This is a genomic window from Streptomyces platensis (assembly GCF_008704855.1).
In the GTDB taxonomy this organism is placed as follows: domain Bacteria; phylum Actinomycetota; class Actinomycetes; order Streptomycetales; family Streptomycetaceae; genus Streptomyces; species Streptomyces platensis.
On sequence record NZ_CP023691.1, the window covers coordinates 43,673 to 59,223 of the forward strand.

The 15,551-nt window shown below is 69.6% G+C and carries 15 protein-coding genes; 7 read left to right on the top strand and 8 right to left on the bottom strand.

Going from position 1 to position 15,551, the window contains the following annotated elements:
* Positions 1-70: 70 nt before the first annotated feature.
* Together CP981_RS00190 and CP981_RS00195 are read left to right on the top strand one after the other, a co-directional pair.
* On the top strand, positions 71-625 hold the full coding sequence (locus CP981_RS00190; protein ID WP_085924173.1) for a GNAT family N-acetyltransferase: 555 nt from the start codon (positions 71-73) through the stop codon (positions 623-625).
* A gap of 239 nt (positions 626-864) precedes the next feature.
* Positions 865-1,488, top strand: coding sequence for an SUKH-4 family immunity protein (locus CP981_RS00195; protein ID WP_085924208.1), 624 nt, complete (start codon positions 865-867; stop codon positions 1,486-1,488).
* A gap of 132 nt (positions 1,489-1,620) precedes the next feature.
* Here the strand turns inward: CP981_RS00195 and CP981_RS00200 are convergent, their stop codons facing one another.
* Together CP981_RS00200 and CP981_RS00205 are read right to left on the bottom strand one after the other, a co-directional pair.
* Entirely contained in the window at positions 1,621-2,619 is a 999-nt protein-coding gene (locus tag CP981_RS00200) for a DUF1259 domain-containing protein (RefSeq protein ID WP_167536029.1), read from the bottom strand.
* A gap of 233 nt (positions 2,620-2,852) precedes the next feature.
* Positions 2,853-3,653: a hypothetical protein gene (locus CP981_RS00205; RefSeq protein ID WP_143658857.1), complete on the bottom strand. Its 801-nt coding sequence runs from the start codon at positions 3,651-3,653 to the stop codon at positions 2,853-2,855.
* Between the two features lie 223 nt (positions 3,654-3,876).
* Here CP981_RS00205 and CP981_RS00210 point away from each other — a divergent pair, with 223 nt between their 5' ends.
* A complete protein-coding gene (locus CP981_RS00210; RefSeq protein WP_085924207.1) occupies positions 3,877-4,332 on the top strand; it encodes a GNAT family N-acetyltransferase in 456 nt (151 codons plus the stop codon).
* A gap of 107 nt (positions 4,333-4,439) precedes the next feature.
* Here the strand turns inward: CP981_RS00210 and CP981_RS00215 are convergent, their stop codons facing one another.
* From CP981_RS00215 to yczR, 4 genes are all read right to left on the bottom strand, one after another.
* Positions 4,440-5,738 carry an APC family permease gene (locus CP981_RS00215; RefSeq protein ID WP_085924170.1) on the bottom strand — a complete coding sequence of 433 codons (1,299 nt, stop codon included), beginning with the start codon at positions 5,736-5,738 and terminating at the stop codon, positions 4,440-4,442.
* A gap of 220 nt (positions 5,739-5,958) precedes the next feature.
* The gene (gene ggt / locus CP981_RS00220) at positions 5,959-7,803 is read right to left on the bottom strand and encodes a gamma-glutamyltransferase (protein WP_085924169.1); all 1,845 of its coding nucleotides are present in this window, start codon (positions 7,801-7,803) and stop codon (positions 5,959-5,961) included.
* Positions 7,804-8,024: 221 nt separating this feature from the next.
* On the bottom strand, positions 8,025-8,915 hold the full coding sequence (locus CP981_RS00225) for a DUF2268 domain-containing putative Zn-dependent protease (protein WP_085924168.1): 891 nt from the start codon (positions 8,913-8,915) through the stop codon (positions 8,025-8,027).
* Between the two features lie 55 nt (positions 8,916-8,970).
* A complete protein-coding gene (gene yczR / locus CP981_RS00230; protein ID WP_085924167.1) occupies positions 8,971-10,461 on the bottom strand; it encodes a MocR-like transcription factor YczR in 1,491 nt (496 codons plus the stop codon).
* A 226-nt stretch (positions 10,462-10,687) separates the two neighbouring features.
* On the opposite strand from yczR, the gene yczE reads away from it, so the two are divergent.
* Together yczE and CP981_RS00240 are read left to right on the top strand one after the other, a co-directional pair.
* Positions 10,688-11,386 (top strand): membrane protein YczE, encoded by a 699-nt coding sequence (gene yczE, locus CP981_RS00235; RefSeq protein ID WP_085924206.1) that lies wholly within the window; start codon positions 10,688-10,690, stop codon positions 11,384-11,386.
* Between the two features lie 90 nt (positions 11,387-11,476).
* Complete coding sequence (locus tag CP981_RS00240) at positions 11,477-11,977, top strand: peptidylprolyl isomerase (RefSeq protein ID WP_085924166.1); 501 nt, start codon at positions 11,477-11,479, stop codon at positions 11,975-11,977.
* 65 nt (positions 11,978-12,042) lie between these two features.
* Here CP981_RS00240 and CP981_RS00245 read toward each other — a convergent pair whose 3' ends face one another.
* Together CP981_RS00245 and CP981_RS00250 are read right to left on the bottom strand one after the other, a co-directional pair.
* On the bottom strand, positions 12,043-12,462 hold the full coding sequence (locus CP981_RS00245; protein WP_425282199.1) for a TIGR03668 family PPOX class F420-dependent oxidoreductase: 420 nt from the start codon (positions 12,460-12,462) through the stop codon (positions 12,043-12,045).
* Positions 12,463-12,511: 49 nt separating this feature from the next.
* Positions 12,512-13,336 carry an LLM class F420-dependent oxidoreductase gene (locus CP981_RS00250; protein ID WP_085924164.1) on the bottom strand — a complete coding sequence of 275 codons (825 nt, stop codon included), beginning with the start codon at positions 13,334-13,336 and terminating at the stop codon, positions 12,512-12,514.
* Positions 13,337-13,916: 580 nt separating this feature from the next.
* Between CP981_RS00250 and CP981_RS00255 the strand changes: the two genes are divergently transcribed.
* Positions 13,917-14,798 (top strand): class I SAM-dependent methyltransferase, encoded by an 882-nt coding sequence (locus CP981_RS00255; protein ID WP_158092638.1) that lies wholly within the window; start codon positions 13,917-13,919, stop codon positions 14,796-14,798.
* A 52-nt stretch (positions 14,799-14,850) separates the two neighbouring features.
* Positions 14,851-15,435, top strand: a complete 585-nt coding sequence (locus CP981_RS00260; protein ID WP_085924162.1) for an AAA family ATPase — start codon at positions 14,851-14,853, stop codon at positions 15,433-15,435.
* Positions 15,436-15,551 lie beyond the last annotated feature (116 nt).

The following is a 15,551-nucleotide window of genomic DNA, read 5'->3' on the forward strand; positions in this document are numbered from 1 at the left end:
GGGCTCCCCCCTCTCTTGAGCCCCGGTAATTGCGTTGTCGATCCGGCGTGGCTCCACCAGGATCTCGGCCATGGAGCATCCCGCTGAAGTCCTCCGCTCGGATCAAGTCGAGCTGCGCCGTTGGCGTGGCCAAGACCTGGAGATCCTGCACCAGTTGATTACCGAGTCACGTGATCACCTACTTCCCTGGATGCGCTTTGCGGCCCGTCATGACCGGGAGCAGGGCGCAGCGTTTCTGGCCCGGTGCGAGGAGGAGTGGGCCTCGGGGCAGGCGTACCACTACGCGATCACCACGGACGGTGTGGCGGTCGGGAGCATCAGTCTGATGCGTCGGATCGGTCCGGGCGGACTGGAGATCGGCTATTGGCTCCACCATGCGTGGACGGGGAAGGGGCTGATCACGATGGCTGCTGCCGGCCTGGTGCAGGCGGGGCACCGGATGGATGGCATCGATCGCATCGAGATCCATCATGACGCGGCGAACCTCGCCAGCGGGGCCGTCGCCCGGCGCTTGGGTTTCACCGAAGTGGAGCGCGTGCAGACACCGGAAGGGCCTGCGGCCCCGAGTGAGACGGGCATTGATGTGATCTGGCGTCTGGAGACCCGCCCCGCGCAGAGTGCCTGACGCCCGCTGATCGGCAGTCCGGCCGCCGAGCCCTCCGGTAGCCATCCGTAGCCTCCCTGGCTGTGCTGTAGGGAACATGCCCAACCTCCCCCATCCGTAAGGCAGTCGAGTCGCCGAGCGGTGGCGCACGGACGGACGGCGCGGAGGGGCCGCCCGCCCTCTCCAGGCCCGATTGTCAGTGCCATGGGGTTCACTGTTGGTGTCACATCAGCAGAACGGCCCGGGAGAGCCATGTGCGCATGAATGAGTGGATGGCGGCAGCCAGGAACCCCACGGCGGAGTGGCTGGAGTCCTGTTTCGGGGTGGGGTCGCTGTGGCGGCCTGCGGAGGCGGAGCTGCCTGAGCGGCTGGAACATGAGGGGACGAGGAAGTTTCTCACCACGGTCGGCTTCCCCGCCGTGCGGATCGACGGGTTCCTCGACTTCATCGACTTCGACTCGAGCAGGCTGAAGACCGAGGGGCCGTGGGCGGAAGACCCGGACGAGCTGTTCGGGCGGCGAACCCCGGACGACGATTCGCCGCCCAGCTCGTATGCGTTCGAGTTCGGTATATGCCAGGAGTTCTCGCTGATGGTGCACGGCGTGGTGGGATGCGTCGATCTGTACGACCCCAACGGCTGGGACCACGCGGCGGGTTACGCGGGTGAGGCGCACTCCTCTCTGAAATCGTTGGCGGGCGCCCTGGGACTGGCTGCGCAGTTCGCTCAGCGCTTTGAGGGGCCGGAGCCGCTGAAGGCGCTGGCGGAGTTCCGCACAGCGATCGAAGACCTGGATCCGCTCGTGGAATCCGACTTGTGGGAGAAGGTCACCGAAGCGCTGGAGGAGGAGTACGAGCTGGCCGAGGAGAGAGGGCAGGACTCCTGAGCCGCGCTGTGGCACCAGGTGGCACCGGGCCCCTCCGGAAGACAGATGAGGCCGTGGGTGGACCCACCGCTGAGGTAGGCGGGTCTGCGTGCGGCTCAGGCACTGCCTGCGGGGCCCACTGCCCGTGCGAAGTCAGCCGGCCGGTACGACGTTGGTGGCGGCCACCGCCGGGCGCAGGGCTCGGGCGAGTCTGACGCCGTCGCCTACGGCCCAGAAATGGACGAAGAACAGGCGGGGCTCGTCCGTCAAGCCGTGGTTGTGCAGTTCGACGAGACGGGCCCCGGCGCACCGCAGCGCCGCCAGGACGTCCTGGACCTCGCTTGCGATCATGGCGCAGTCGCCGCTGATCGCGGCCCGCCCGTCACCCAACGGCTGGAAGTTCAACGCGCTGGTCGAGCCCAGGCCCGGTGGCAGTACCAGATGGCCGTCGGTGATGGTCTCGCGGCGGACGAAGACGCACTTGTAGATGCCGTCGTCGACGGAGCCCTTGACTCCCAGCGCGGCGTCGATGCCGGCGGTGTCCAGGTCGCCGGGCTTCCGCCGGGACGAGGGGAGCGGGGGCGGGGTGTCCGTACGGTCGAACGCCGCGCGCAGGCCGCGGGCCAGGGACAGCGGGTGGTGGCTGTGGGCGTGGACGTGGATCCACCAGATGTCGGGCGTTTGGGCCAGCAGATGCTTGTGGATGGCGGTCTGCCCGATCTTGTGCTTGTGCAGGGCATCGGAGAACGTCTGCATTTCCCGCTCGGTGACCACCACGTCACCCATCACCAGCGTGCTCTTGTCGGCGTACCGGACGAAGGACACATGCGAGCCGAGAGCGAGCGCCGGTTTGACGTGGATGCCGTGCGAGCGCACCCGGAGGTCGTGACGTGGCAGCGCTGTGTGATACATCAGCTTTCGCTTCATGTCGCCTTTTCGCCCGAGCACATGGGCCACCTCCTCCCAGTCCGACAAGGTGGTGGGAACGGGCTGGACCAGCCCGCGGCTCCTCGTGTCGCCCGTCCTGCCGGACAGGGCACGAGCGGGGGCTGCGGCACCGGCCAGCATCGGAGTCAGGGCAGCTGCGGCCAGTACGCGCCGCCGCGGCGCACCCCTCTGCGGATAGCTTTCTTGCGATGAGTCTGCGGTCATCACGTGAGCACCTCCATGGCGAGATGGAAGCACGACGAAGTGGCGTCAACGGCGTCTCCGCCACCCCATGGGGCCAGATGGGCTAAGCAATCAGCCCACATCTCACCCTGATACGGAGGGTGCCGCTGCGCAGGTGCGGTGAGCACTGAGCGTGTGTCAGGTCGGCCGGGAAACCCGACTCGGACGCGCGGCGTCGACCACGGTGGGATTTGGCGCTCCCCTGTGGCGGCCCCTCAGGACCGTCGTTCGGCAGCTGTCCGGAACGTGACGGCGATCAGGGCGGCATCGTCGAGGCGTGCCGCGTCTGCCAGGGTCAGGAAGCCGAAGGTGGCGGCGTCGCTCCATGCGCAGACGGTCGCCTCGCCGTGATCGGTGTTCGTATGGCCGCAGCTCAGTCGACCGCCCATCGGGCCTGCTGGGAACGAGGTCACCTCCCTGGCCTTTGCCCCGGCGAAGAAATTGCGCAACTCCTGGGTGAGCGAGTCCCGGCGCTTTTCCGCAGCGAGCTCGGGATCCCACTCGACGGCGTCGATGGTCAGGACACCGTCGGGCTCACCGTCCGGCGAAGAGTCGTAGTACCAGCGCTTGTATCGAGTTGGCGGGTTCGCGGCCGGTGGCGCGTAGGGCGCCGCCTCCTGATCCGTCATCAGGTGGTAGCCCGCCACCCTCTTGGGCGCGACGATGGTGCGCTTCGGCAGGGCCTGATCCGTTCCCACGGCAGGGTCCGCCGGCTCCTTGCCGGATCGTGCGGCGTCCGTATCGGCGGCTCGCGGCTCCGGGTGGTACGAGGAGACTGCCGCCACCACTCCCCCGACGGCGATCAGGGCCAGCACGCCCACGACGATGTTGCGCCGCCTGGCACGCAGTTGGGCGAGCTGCACGGCGGGCAGCGGGCGCGGGGGCGCAGAGACGCGTCTCCAAGGGCCGGACAGGCGCCAGACCAGCGTCAGGACGCCACCTACAACCAGCAGGACGCCGGAAACCTCGCCCAGGGCAAAGCTCACGGACGTGGTGTCTATGGACAGAGAGTTCATCCGCGACATCGTAGGTGCGCAGGCCTGAAAGTGGGTCAAGTTCAGGTAGTTCGTCAACGTCGGTGCTGCCCACTACGAGAGGTCAATTACCTGGTCCGGCCATCAAGATCCACATAGTGTGGCCAGGCAGTACGCACGCCGGCACGCCAACAGGGACATCGCGACAGCAGCCGAGGTGGCGTGGCGTCCCATGACAGGCAGGAGCGGAAGAATGGTGAGCCCGTTGAAGATCGTGGTGGACGATCTCTCCGGCCCGGAGATCGCCGGTTTCCTCGACGCACATGTCCAGCAGATGCGGTCCCGCACGCCGTTGGAGAGCAAGCACGCCCTGGACCTCGACAGCCTCCGGAAGCCCGAGATCACCTTCTGGTCGGCCTCGGACGGTGCCGGCCTGGTGGGCTGCGGCGCGGTCAAGAGACTGGACGCGGGTCATGCGGAGCTGAAGTCGATGCGTACCAGGCCGACGCGGCAGCGGAGTGGAGTCGCCTCCCAGCTGCTGGAGCACATCATCGCCGAGGCGCAAGGCATGGGCTTCACGCGGCTGAGCCTGGAGACCGGTGCGGCTGCCTTCTTCCTGCCCGCCCGAAGGCTGTACGAGAAGTTCGGGTTCCAGTACTGCGGGCCCTTCGCGGACTACCGGCCCGACCCGAACAGTGCGTTCATGACGAGGGCGCTGTGAGAGTGCCGGCCCAGCGGCCGGGGCGTATGGCCTGGCCTCATCGAGATCCCACCGGCGGGCCGCCTGCGGAGAGCCGACCGGGGAAGTGGGGCCAGACCCGCTCCTTCTCATGAGCCTCGTTGCCTGCGGGCGGGGAGCGTGCGCCGGACGCCGTACGCGGCGGCGCCGCAGGCCAGGACCGCGGCGCCCGAGATCACCGACGTCAGCGGGAGGGCGAGGGCCAGGACGAGGCAACCGGCCAGTCCGACCGCCGGGATGAGCCGCGGTGGGGCGCCTTCGGTGGGGGACAGCGTCCAGGCGGAGGCGTTGGCGAGGGCGTAGTAGGCCAGCACTCCGAAGGAGGAGAAGCCGATGGCCCCGCGGACGTCCGCCGTCGCCGCGAGTGCCGCCACGACGGCGCCGACGACGAGCTCGGCGCGGTGGGGCACCTTGAACTTCGGGTGGACCGCCGCCAGCGCGTGCGGCAGATGCCGGTCGCGGGCCATGGCCAGGGTGGTGCGGGAGACGCCGAGGATCAGTGCGAGGAGGGAACCGAGGGCAGCGATGGCGGCGCCGGCGCGTACGGCGGGCGCCAGCCAACCGGCGCCGGCGGCCCGTACGGCGTCCGACAGCGGGGCCGGTGCCTGCGCCAACTGCTGTGGGCCCAGCACCAGCAGGGTGGCGACGGCGACCGCCGCGTAGACGACCAGCGTGATCCCCAGCGCGAGCGGGACGGCGCGGGGAATGGTCCGGCCGGGGTCGCGGACCTCCTCGCCGAGGGTGGCGATGCGCGCGTAGCCGGCGAAGGCGAAGAACAGCAGGCCCGCGGCCTGGAGTACGCCGGTGAAGGAGGCGTCGTCGCCGATGTCCAGCCGTACGGGGTCGGCCTTGCCGGAGGTGAGGGCGGCGAACACCACGGCGGCGAGTACGGCGAGGACCACGGCCACGATCGTCCGGGTGAGCCAGGCGGACTTCTGCACGCCGCCGTAGTTCACGGCGGTCAGTGCCACCACCGCCGCGACGGCGACCGCATGGGCCTGGCCGGGCCAGACGTACGAGCCGACGGTCAGGGCCATCGCCGCGCAGGAGGCGGTCTTGCCGACGATGAAGGCCCAGCCCGCGAGGTAGCCCCAGAAGTCGCCGAGCCGCTCCCGGCCGTAGACATAGGTGCCGCCGGAGGCCGGGTAGCGGGCAGCGAGCCGGGCCGAGGAGGTGGCGTTGCAGAAGGCGACCACCGCCGCGAGCGCCAGCCCCAGGAGCAGTGCGGAGCCTGCCGCCGCGGCGGCGGGAGCGAGGGCGGCGAAGACGCCCGCGCCGATCATCGACCCCAAGCCGATCACCACGGCGTCGGGCACCCCCAGCCGCCGTTGCAGCTCCCCCGCGCCCGCAGAGTCCGCTGATCCCGCTGATCCCGTCGAGCCACCCATCGCGTCCTCCACCGGCCGCACTACAGACACCGAACCCGGCGCACCGTATAGCAGTGCCGTTACGTGGCAGCACGGCGCGGTCGGCGGCCTCGTGACAACCCGCCCGTAACGACCAGTCCCCCTCCGGATCGTGACCCGGAGGGGGACGGCCCTACTGGACGGGCCTCATGCGTGGCCCAACGACTGGCCCTTCAACGACTGGCCCTTCACTGGCCCGGCCTCAGCGGGATTCCTTCAGCACCATGGCCGATCCCCCGCCACGGCGCTTGGGCTCGGCCACCGCCGTGAGCTTGCCGTCCGGCAGGAATTCCAGGGCCGCCGCTGCCCCGATCTCCGGTGACGGAGTGAAGGCCTTCGGGGCGAGGACGAAGTGGTGGCCCATGCCGTCCAGCTTCTTCCGTTCGGGCGAGGAGAGGAAGGCCGGTTCGGCTTCGGTCGCGGTCTGGTTGCGCTGTGAGAGGCGCGGGGCGGCGACCGCCTCCGGGAGTGACATACCGAGATCCAGACGGTTGACCAGGGTCTGGAGCACCGTGGTGATGATCGTGGCACCGCCCGGTGAACCCACCGCGATCATCGGCTTGCCGTCCCGCAGGACGATCGTCGGCGACATGCTGCTGCGCGGGCGCTTGCCGGGGCCCGGGAGGTTCGGGTCCGGCGTCCCCTTGGTGAGGGGGGCGAAGTCGAAGTCGGTCAGCTCGTTGTTGAGCAGGAAGCCGCGGCCTGGCACGGTGATGGCCGAGCCGCCGGTCTGCTCGATGGTCAGGGTGTAGGAGACGACATTGCCCCAGCGGTCCGCGGTCACCAGATGGGTGGTCGAGGGCCCTTCGTGCGGCTGCTTGCTGCCGGTCCTGCGAGCGCAGCCCGAGCCGGGGTGCCGTGGGTCGGCGGGGGCGAGCGGGCTGGTCAGGGCCTTGTCGGAGCGGATCAGGCAGGACCGGTTCTTGGCGAAGTCCTTGCCGAGCAGCTGCTTGGTGGGCACATCCGAGAACGCCGGGTCGCCCACCCAGCGGTTGCGATCGGCGAAGGAGATCCGGCTGGCCTCCAGGTAGTGGTGCAGGGCCTGGGCCTTGTCGGCCTTGGAGAGGTGGAAGTTCTCCAGGATGTTCAGCGCCTCGCCCACGGTGGTGCCGCCGGACGAGGACGGTGCCATGGAGTAGACATCCAGCCCGTGATACGTCGTCCGGGTCGGCTCCCTGCGCAGGGGCTTGTAGTCGGCGAGGTCCTGCGTCTTCATGAGACCGGGGCGGGCCTTGTGCGAGGCGCCGGCAGCCATCGGCGGCTTCTGGACGGTCCGCGCCACATCGCGCCCGATGTCTCCGTGGTAGAGCGCGCCGACGCCTTCACGGGCGAGCTGCTGGTAGGTCCGGGCGAGATCGGGGTTGCGGAAGCGCGAACCGACCACCGGAAGCTTGCCCTTGGGCAGGAAGAGGTCGGTGGTGGACGTGAAGTCGCGGAAGCGCTTCTCGTTCATCTCCGTTTGCGCCCGGAACTCGTCATTGACCACGAAGCCGTCGCGGGCGATCCGGGTGGCCGGGCGCAGGGCCTTCGCCAGCGGGACCGTGCCCCAGTTCTTGAGCGCGTTCTCCCACGTCGCCGGCGTCCCAGGGATGCCGACCGACAGACCAGAGTTGATCACTTCATCGGTGGGGAGGGGCTTGCCGGTCGAACGGTCGAGGAAGGAGTCCGAGCGCATACGGCGCGGGGCGGTCTCCCGGCCGTCGATGGTGCGCACCTTCTTGGCCTTGGCGTCGTAATAGACCATGTAGCCGCCGCCTCCCACACCTGCGGAGTACGGCTCAACCACGCCGAGCGCGGCGGCAGTTGCCACTGCCGCGTCCACGGCGTTGCCTCCCTTGCGCAGCACCTCGATCCCGGCCCGGGAGGCGTACGGATTGACGCTGGACACCGCCCCGCCGCTACCGGTGGCCACGGCCTTCTTCGCCGGCGGCCGGGCCTTGGCTTCGGCGGCGGACGCGGTGCCGTTGACACCGCAGGAGGTGGCCAGCAGGGAAAGACTGAGCGCAGCCGCCGAGGCAGCGGCGACAGCGGCACGACGGACAGCCATACGGCCTCCAGGTCTTCACTGTGTGGTGACGTGTGATTTCCGAAACCCTGGCACCGCTCGACCGGCGGATCAACGCTGCACTGCAAGGTTTGCGCGAGATCTGAGGTTTCCGTCCGGTAACCCATTCGGGGGTCGGGACCGCCGAATGCCCATGTAAAAGGGCATGCCGGGGCGCCCTGGACAAGCGGGGCGCCCCGGCCCCTGTGATGTCGCCGAGTCCGTTACGCGCTGGTCGCCACGCCCGCGTTGGTGAGGATCTCGCGCACCGGCAGAGCGGTGCTCTCGGCGGCGGTCAGGCCGGAGGCCGCCAAGTGGGCGTCCACGATGCGCAGTCCGACAGAGTAACCGGCGAAGTCCGGCAGACCAACGGGCGGTTGGCCAAAGCGCTGTGCGGTGGCATCGCCCAGGACATACGCGGTCAGGTTCTGCATCCCGGCGACGTCGATGTCGGCGGTGATCTTTTCGTAGGCGCGGTCCAGTTCGGCGCCGGTCAGCGCCCTCGACCACGGGCCCATGGCCTGCTCGCCGGCCAGCTCCCGTACGAACGCCTCGGCCAGGCCCTCGGCGACGACGTGCTCCCCCACCGTGACGGTCGCCGGGTTCCAGACCACATTCGCGTAGCGCACATTGTGGTGGAGCTCGTGCGCGGCGGCGTGGGCGATCTTCGCCAGGGAGGTCTCGGTGGGCCACATCACCAGGTGGATCGCCCCCGGGAAGCCGCCGGCACCGAAGTAGCCGGCGCTGCGGACCGTCAGGTGATCGTCGTCGGGGTTGCCGAGCACCAGGACGACATGCACGGTCTCGGCGTGCTTGATGCCGGGCACCGCGCCGCTGATCCGCTCCCACCCGGAGGTGAGGGCTTCCTCGACGCGGTGCCACACCCCCGCGTCCTGCATCTGACGCAGGGCGGGGACATAGCGCGGGTCGTCACGGTCGAGGCGGAGGCCACTGCCGCCCTGTTCGTGCATCTGGACCAGATCCACGTCTCCCATCACGGACATCGCGCTCTGGAGCGGACTGAGTATTTCCCGTAAGGCGTCGGGCCGCTCCGCCGGCGGACGCCGGAGGAGATCGAGCATGGCGGACGCCGTGTCATGCACAACAATCTTCACGTCTTCGACCGTAGGACCTCCCGTTACGGGAGGTGCAAGCCGCAATCGAGCCGTCTCAGGCGACCCAGTGCGGTTGTTGTCGGGTGGTCGGCGGGTGCGGGAGGCCGTCGGCGAGGGCGGTGGCCATGCGCTGTACGGCCTCGTGCAGGGTGTCCGGCGGCACGGTGTACGGGATGCGGAGGCGCTGTTCGAAGAGGCCCGGGTCGGTGGCGAAGTGGGTGCCGCCCTCGATGCGTACGCCGTAGTCCAGCGCCCGCTCGGCCAGCGCCGAGGCGATCGGTTCGCCGAGGTCGACCCAGAGGGACAGGCCGCCGGGCGGCAGCCGCCAGGTCCACTGCGGGAGGTGTTCGGTGAGCGCCGCGGCCAGGGCGGTGCGCCGGCGGCGCAGCTGTTCCAGGCGGGGCGGCAGCAGGTCGGCGGCCTGTGTCAGCAGGGTGAGGGCCAGCAGCTGGTCCAGGACCGAGCCGCCCATGTCGGTGGCGACCCGCTGGCCGGCGAGTTCGGTGACGAGCCGCGCGGGGGCGCGCAGCCAGCCGATGCGCAGGCCGCCCCAGTGGGTCTTGCTCATCGAGCCGATGGTGATGACCTGGCCGGTTCGGTCGGGCGTGGCGTGGGTGGCGAAGGGCGGTGGGGCGGGGACGTCGAGGGCGAGGTCGGCCAGGGTCTCATCGATGACCAGCCAGGTGCCGGAGCGTTGCGCGGCGTGCAGGACGCGGACGCGTTCGCCCTCAGGCATGAGGCAGCCGGTCGGGTTGTGGAAGTCCGGTATCAGATAGGCGAGTTGAGGCACCACCTGACGCAGGGTCGATTCGGTGATCTCGATGTCCCAGCCGGTGTCGGTCACCGGCACCGACACCGTGCGCAGCCGGCCGCGGCGCATCGCGTCCAGAGCGTTCGGATAGGACGGGTTCTCGGCCATGACCCGGTCGCCGGGCCGGCACAGCAGCCCCAGGACGAGGGTGAGTGCGTGCTGGGCGCCGGAGGTCACCAGGATCTGTTCGGGCACGGTGGCCAGCCCCCGCCGGGTGAAGCGTTCGGCGACGGCGGCGCGCAGTTCCGGCAGGCCGTAGGGGTGGTAGCCGGGTGTGTGCACATGCTCCGCCAGTTGCGGGGCGATCCGGGCGAGCGCTTCGGTGAGCGTCTGCTCGGGGAGGCCGGGGGCGGCCCTGGCAAGGTCGATCGCGGTGTCCTGGGGGCCGAGGAGACGGGTGATGCCGCTGGGAGCGCGGCCGTCGGGCAGGGCCGTCCAGGTGCCGGAGCCCTGGCGGCTGTGCGCGTAGCCGCTCTCGCGGAGCAGGTCGTACACGGCGGTGACGGTGGCCCTGCTGGTGTGGAGGGCCGTGGCCAGTTCCCGTTCGGCGGGGAGTTTGACGTGCAGCGCGATACGGCCGTCCAGGATGAGCGCGCTGATCGCCCGGGCCAGGTGGCGGTAGGCGGGCCGGGTCCCCGACGGGTCGGGCAGCATCGCGGCGAGCTGCCGGCTCCCCAGGGTCCGTTGGGTGCGATCCACCCTGTCCACCGGCCGGTACGGATGCGCGTCCGCCATACCACCCTCCCCAGATTGGCCGTGTTTCCCAGACCAATCACTGTACAGAATCGCCGCATTGGCCTTGAGGCACATGCAGCACAGCGAACGTGCGTGGAGCGCACCCGTGGAGGGGACCGGTATGGAACAGGACCGTACGGAACGGCATGAGCGTCACCGTCGGCGCCGCGGCGAGGAGCGCGTCGTGGGTGCTGTGCCGGGCGGGAGCACCGGGTCGGCCCGGCTCATGTCCCGTACGCGCCCGTCGCCGCCCCCGCTCACCTACGTCCCGGTCGGTGAACGTCCGCTGCGCCGTCTCCCGCAACTGCTCGTCGGCCTCGCGCTGTACGGCTTCAGTCTCTCGGTCCTGGTCAGGGCGTCGTTGGGCGTCAACCCATGGAGCGTTCTGTACGAGGGACTGGAGCATCACACCTCGCTGAGCTTCGGCATGATCAGCGCCGTCATCGGCGTACTCGTGCTGCTGCTGTGGATCCCCCTCAAGCAGCGGCCGACGCTCGGCACCGTCGCCAACATCGTCGTTCTCGCGTGCTCGTCCGACCTCGGTCTCCGGCTCCTCCCCCAGCACCTCGGGCTCCCCGCCCGGGCCGGTCTGCTCGTCGGCGGCGTCGTCCTCAACGGACTGTCCGTCGCCGTCTACGTCGGCGCGCGCTTCGGCCCCGGGCCACGGGACGGGCTGATGACCGGTGCGTCCGCCGTGACCGGGCGTTCGATCCGGCTGGTCCGCACCCTGATCGAGATCGCCGTGCTGGTGGCGGGCCGGCTGCTCGGTGGGAGCGTGGGGGTGGGCACCGTGCTGTACGCGCTCGCGGTCGGCCCGGTCACCCAGTTCTTCCTGCCCTGGTTCGCCTACCGGAGCGCTGCCGAGCGCGGCGGCGGGACGGTGCTCTGCGAGGAGCGGAATCCGGCTGGAATGATCAAGGCGTGAGGGGCTTGAGCAGGGGGGATGCTCCCCTGCGTGACCGGAAAACCGGGGCTGGGTGCCGACCCGGGATCGGCGGATGTGAGGATTGCCGTCATGAGTAACAACGACGTGTACTTCGACATCACCATCAACGGCGACCCGGCGGGCCGGATCGTCTTCACCCTCTTCGACGACGTGGTCCCCAAGACCGCGAGGAACTTCCGCGAGCTCGCTACCGGCCAGAACGGCTTCGGTTACGAAGGATCCGGCTTCCACCGCGTGATCCCCGACTTCATGCTCCAGGGTGGCGACTTCACCGCCGGCAACGGGACCGGTGGCAAGAGCATCTACGGTGAGAAGTTCGCGGACGAGAACTTCCAGCTCAAGCACACCAAGCCCGGTCAGCTCTCGATGGCCAACGCCGGTCCGAACACCAACGGCTCGCAGTTCTTCATCACCACCATCGTCACCGACTGGCTCGACAACAAGCACGTCGTGTTCGGCGAGGTCACCGAAGGCATGGACCTCGTCCGGAAGATCGAGTCCCTCGGTTCGCACAGCGGCGCCACCAAGGCCAAGATCGTCATCGCGAAGTCCGGCGTGGTCGGCGCCTGACACCGTCTGCGTCCGGTGGGCGGGTGCGGGCCCTCCCCCCCGACCCACCGGACCGGCCTGACTGGTCAGGTGGCGTGCCAGCCGGACCAGCGGGCCACCTGGATCTCCACCACAGGGCCGTGCGGGGAACGGTCGGCGTATTGCCGGTACTTGCGTGTCAGCAGGTCCACGTAGTGCGCGGACGCCGCCGCCCGCTCGGCCGGTGGCAGGACGGTGGCCGTGCCGTCGGCGCGCGCCCACCACAGGCGGTCCCAGTCCTCGTCATAGCCGTCGACGAGGAGACAGACCTCGGGGTGGGCACGGATGTTGGCCAGCCGCTTGAGGTCGGCCGAGCGCTTCGGTTTGTGGTCCACGGCGAAGACCAGGGTGTCCCCGGTCAGCACGAAGACCGCGGGAACGAGATGCGGACGGCCGGTGTCGTCGAGCGTGGCGAGGCGGGCGATCCGGGCCCGGGTGAAGCACTCCCGGGCCCGCTCACCGGTCATCCTCGGCACTGCGGCACCCGCCCGTTCAGATGCCGCGGCACCCGGCCGTTCACCGGAAGCGGGCCGCGGTGTCGGAGAACCGGTCCAGATGCGACAAGGTCTCGGGCTCCGGCAACGTCGGAAGGTAGAACAGCAGGCGCTCCACATCGAGCCGGGTGTACTGCTCGATGATCTCCGGCTCGTTCGCCACCGCGTAGACGGTCACCGGTACGTCGCGGCCCGCGATGCTGCGCAGCCGGTCGATCTTCGGCCCGAGCTCCTGGGGCGGCAGGCTGTTGGCGAGCCAGGCATCACCCAGGGCGGCCACCCGGTCGAAGGCGGCCTCGCCACCGCCCACGTAGACCGGCGGGTGCGGCCGCTGGACCGGCTTCGGCCAGGAGTAGACCGGGTCGAAGTCGACGAACTCCCCGTGGAATTCGGCCTTCTCCTGCGTCCACAGCTCCCGCATGGCCCGCAGCCGCTCGTCCACGAGACGGCCGCGGGTACGTGGGTCGGTGCCGTGGTTCGCCATCTCCTCCCGGTTCCAGCCGACACCGATCCCGAAGACCACCCGCCCGTTGGAGACGAGGTCCAGCGAGGCCACCTCCTTGGCCGTGATGAGCGGATCCCGCTGGGCCACCAGGGCGATGCCGGTGCCCAGCAGAATCCGCTCGGTCACGGCGGCGGCCGCGCTGAGCGCGACGAACGGGTCGAGGGTGCGGTAGTAGATCTTCGGCAGCTCGCCGCCGCCCGGGTAGGGCGAGCGGCGGTCCACCGGGATGTGGGTGTGCTCGGCGATCAGCAGGGAGTCGAGCCCCCGCTCCTCGACGGCGCGCCCCAGCGCGGCGGGCGCGATGCCCTGATCGGTGAGGAAGGTCGACACACCGAACTTCACAGCGGCTCCTGGGATTCGGGGTGGGGAGTTTGCGAGGTGGAGCGGGTGGAGCGGGGGTTGCGGGTTTCGGTTCTTCGGTTCGCCGGGTCGTGCACCCCCGCGATCGCGGGCTCGGGCGGACCCGGAAGGCCGGCCCCAGGGCCAGGTACCCGGATCGGCCCCGGCCCAACAATCCGTGCGGCCGACCGGGCGATCACCGGCAGGCCGTACCACGCACCCCGGGCGTTCTCCGAGGCGAGATCCGGCATGACGCCCACCGAGCCGGGCTCCGGGTGGTACCAGGATGCGGCCTTTCTCGCGTTGTCCGGTCGGGCCCGGATGCGTTCCGGGAGGGGCCGGGAGGGGCCCGGATGGTGGCCGGAGAAATCACGCACGGGATTCCGGGCTTTTGCAACGATGTTCAGGAAGGGAATTCCGGACCCCGAACGCATGGGTACGTGTTCGGGGTCCGGTGCGTTGACCGGCTGCCGCCGTGGTTGTCATGCTGGGATTTCTTTGTGGATCGTTTTCCGTTTGCATTCGGGTACCGGCCGGCCGGGCCCGATGTGTCCGCGACGAAACCTCCAGAACAGGATTGTCCATGGGAGCAAGCAGGTCCGAGCTGAAGTCTCTCAGGTCGACGAAATACACCTCCTCGGCACGCACGGAAGGAGGGATCGAACGGTTACGCGCGCTGGGCTACCGCAGTGGGCTGCGGGCGCTCGACCTGGCAGACCGGGTGCTGGGCCGGGACCGGAAGATGGTGCCCCCACGTCGCTACCGCCGTTTCATCGGCAACGGTGACTTCGCCAAGGTCGGCACGTCCATCACCCAGTACATGCGTGCGGAGTTGGGGCTGCTGCCCTCGCATGACGTGCTCGACGCCGGCTGCGGGGTGGGCCGGATCGCCGTTCCGCTCACCTCATACCTGACCGAGGGCAGCTATCTGGGCTTCGACATCGTGCCGCACGCCATCGACTGGTGTCATTCGGCCATCACGTCGCGCCACCCGAACTTCCGCTTCTCACACGTCGACATCAAACAGGAAATCTATAACCCGGAAGGGACCCTCACCTCTGCGGACTTCCACTTTCCGGCCGACGGCCAGGCGTTCGACATGGTCGCTCTCGTGGGGCTGATCAGCCATCTGCTGCCCGATGAAGTGGACAACTATGTGGCCGAATCTGCTCGTGTTCTACGGCCCGGCGGCAAATGCTTTGCGACGGCGTACCTGGTGGACGATATGGTCGCTGAGCGAGTGCGGGAAGGGCGTACCGCTTTCACCTTCACGCATTCCCGGGGGACGCACTTCATTCACTCGGAACAGGAACCGACCTACGCCATCGCCTACCGCCTCGATCACATCCAGGAGGTCGCCGCGCGGCACGGGCTGCGACTGGAACGCGAGCCGCATCTCGGCACCTGGAGCAGTTCGACGGCCCGCCCGGCGTCCATGGACCTGCTGGTCCTGGAGCGCGCCTGAGGTGGCACGGGCGGTTCCGACCGGCCCACAGCAGAAAGGCAGAGTCCGCACTATGACCGCAAACGCTCCCGGACGAGTGACACCGCAGGGACCGTGGAACGACGGCGGCGTCGTGGTGATCACCGGCATCCAGGCAGCCGGTAAGTCCACGGTGGCCCAGGCGCTCGCCGAGCGCCTGCCCCGCTCCGTCCACCTGCGCGGTGACACTTTCCGCCGCAACATCGTCCGGGGCCAGATCAATATGACGCCCGACGCGGAGAAGCACGCCGTCGCCCAGCTCAAACTGCGCTACCGGCTGACGGCGCACTGCGCCGACGAGTATGCGCAGGCCGGCTTCACCGTGATCGCGCAGGACATCCTCATCGGTGAGTACCTCGCCGAGATGACCGGGTTCATCAAGACCAGGCCGCTCGCGGTCGTCGTGCTGCTCCCCGATCCGGCAGCGGTCGAGGCGCGCGAGGCGTCCCGCCCCAAGACGGCGTACGGGCCGGACTGGACCGTGCGGGACCTGGACAAGCTGATGCGGGCGGACACGCCCCGGGACATCGGACTGTGGCTGGACACCTCGAAGCAGACCGTGGACGAGACGGTCGACGAGATCATCGGCCGGGCCTGGACCGAGGGCGCTGTCGCCTGACGGGTGTCCCGCGGCTCCCGGGCCGGTTCCCGCGTACGCCGCTGCGGCGCGGGGACCGGCTCGGCCCGGGGCCCTGGCCGGCCCCCGTTTCCCCGCTCCTACCGACGCCAGGTGCG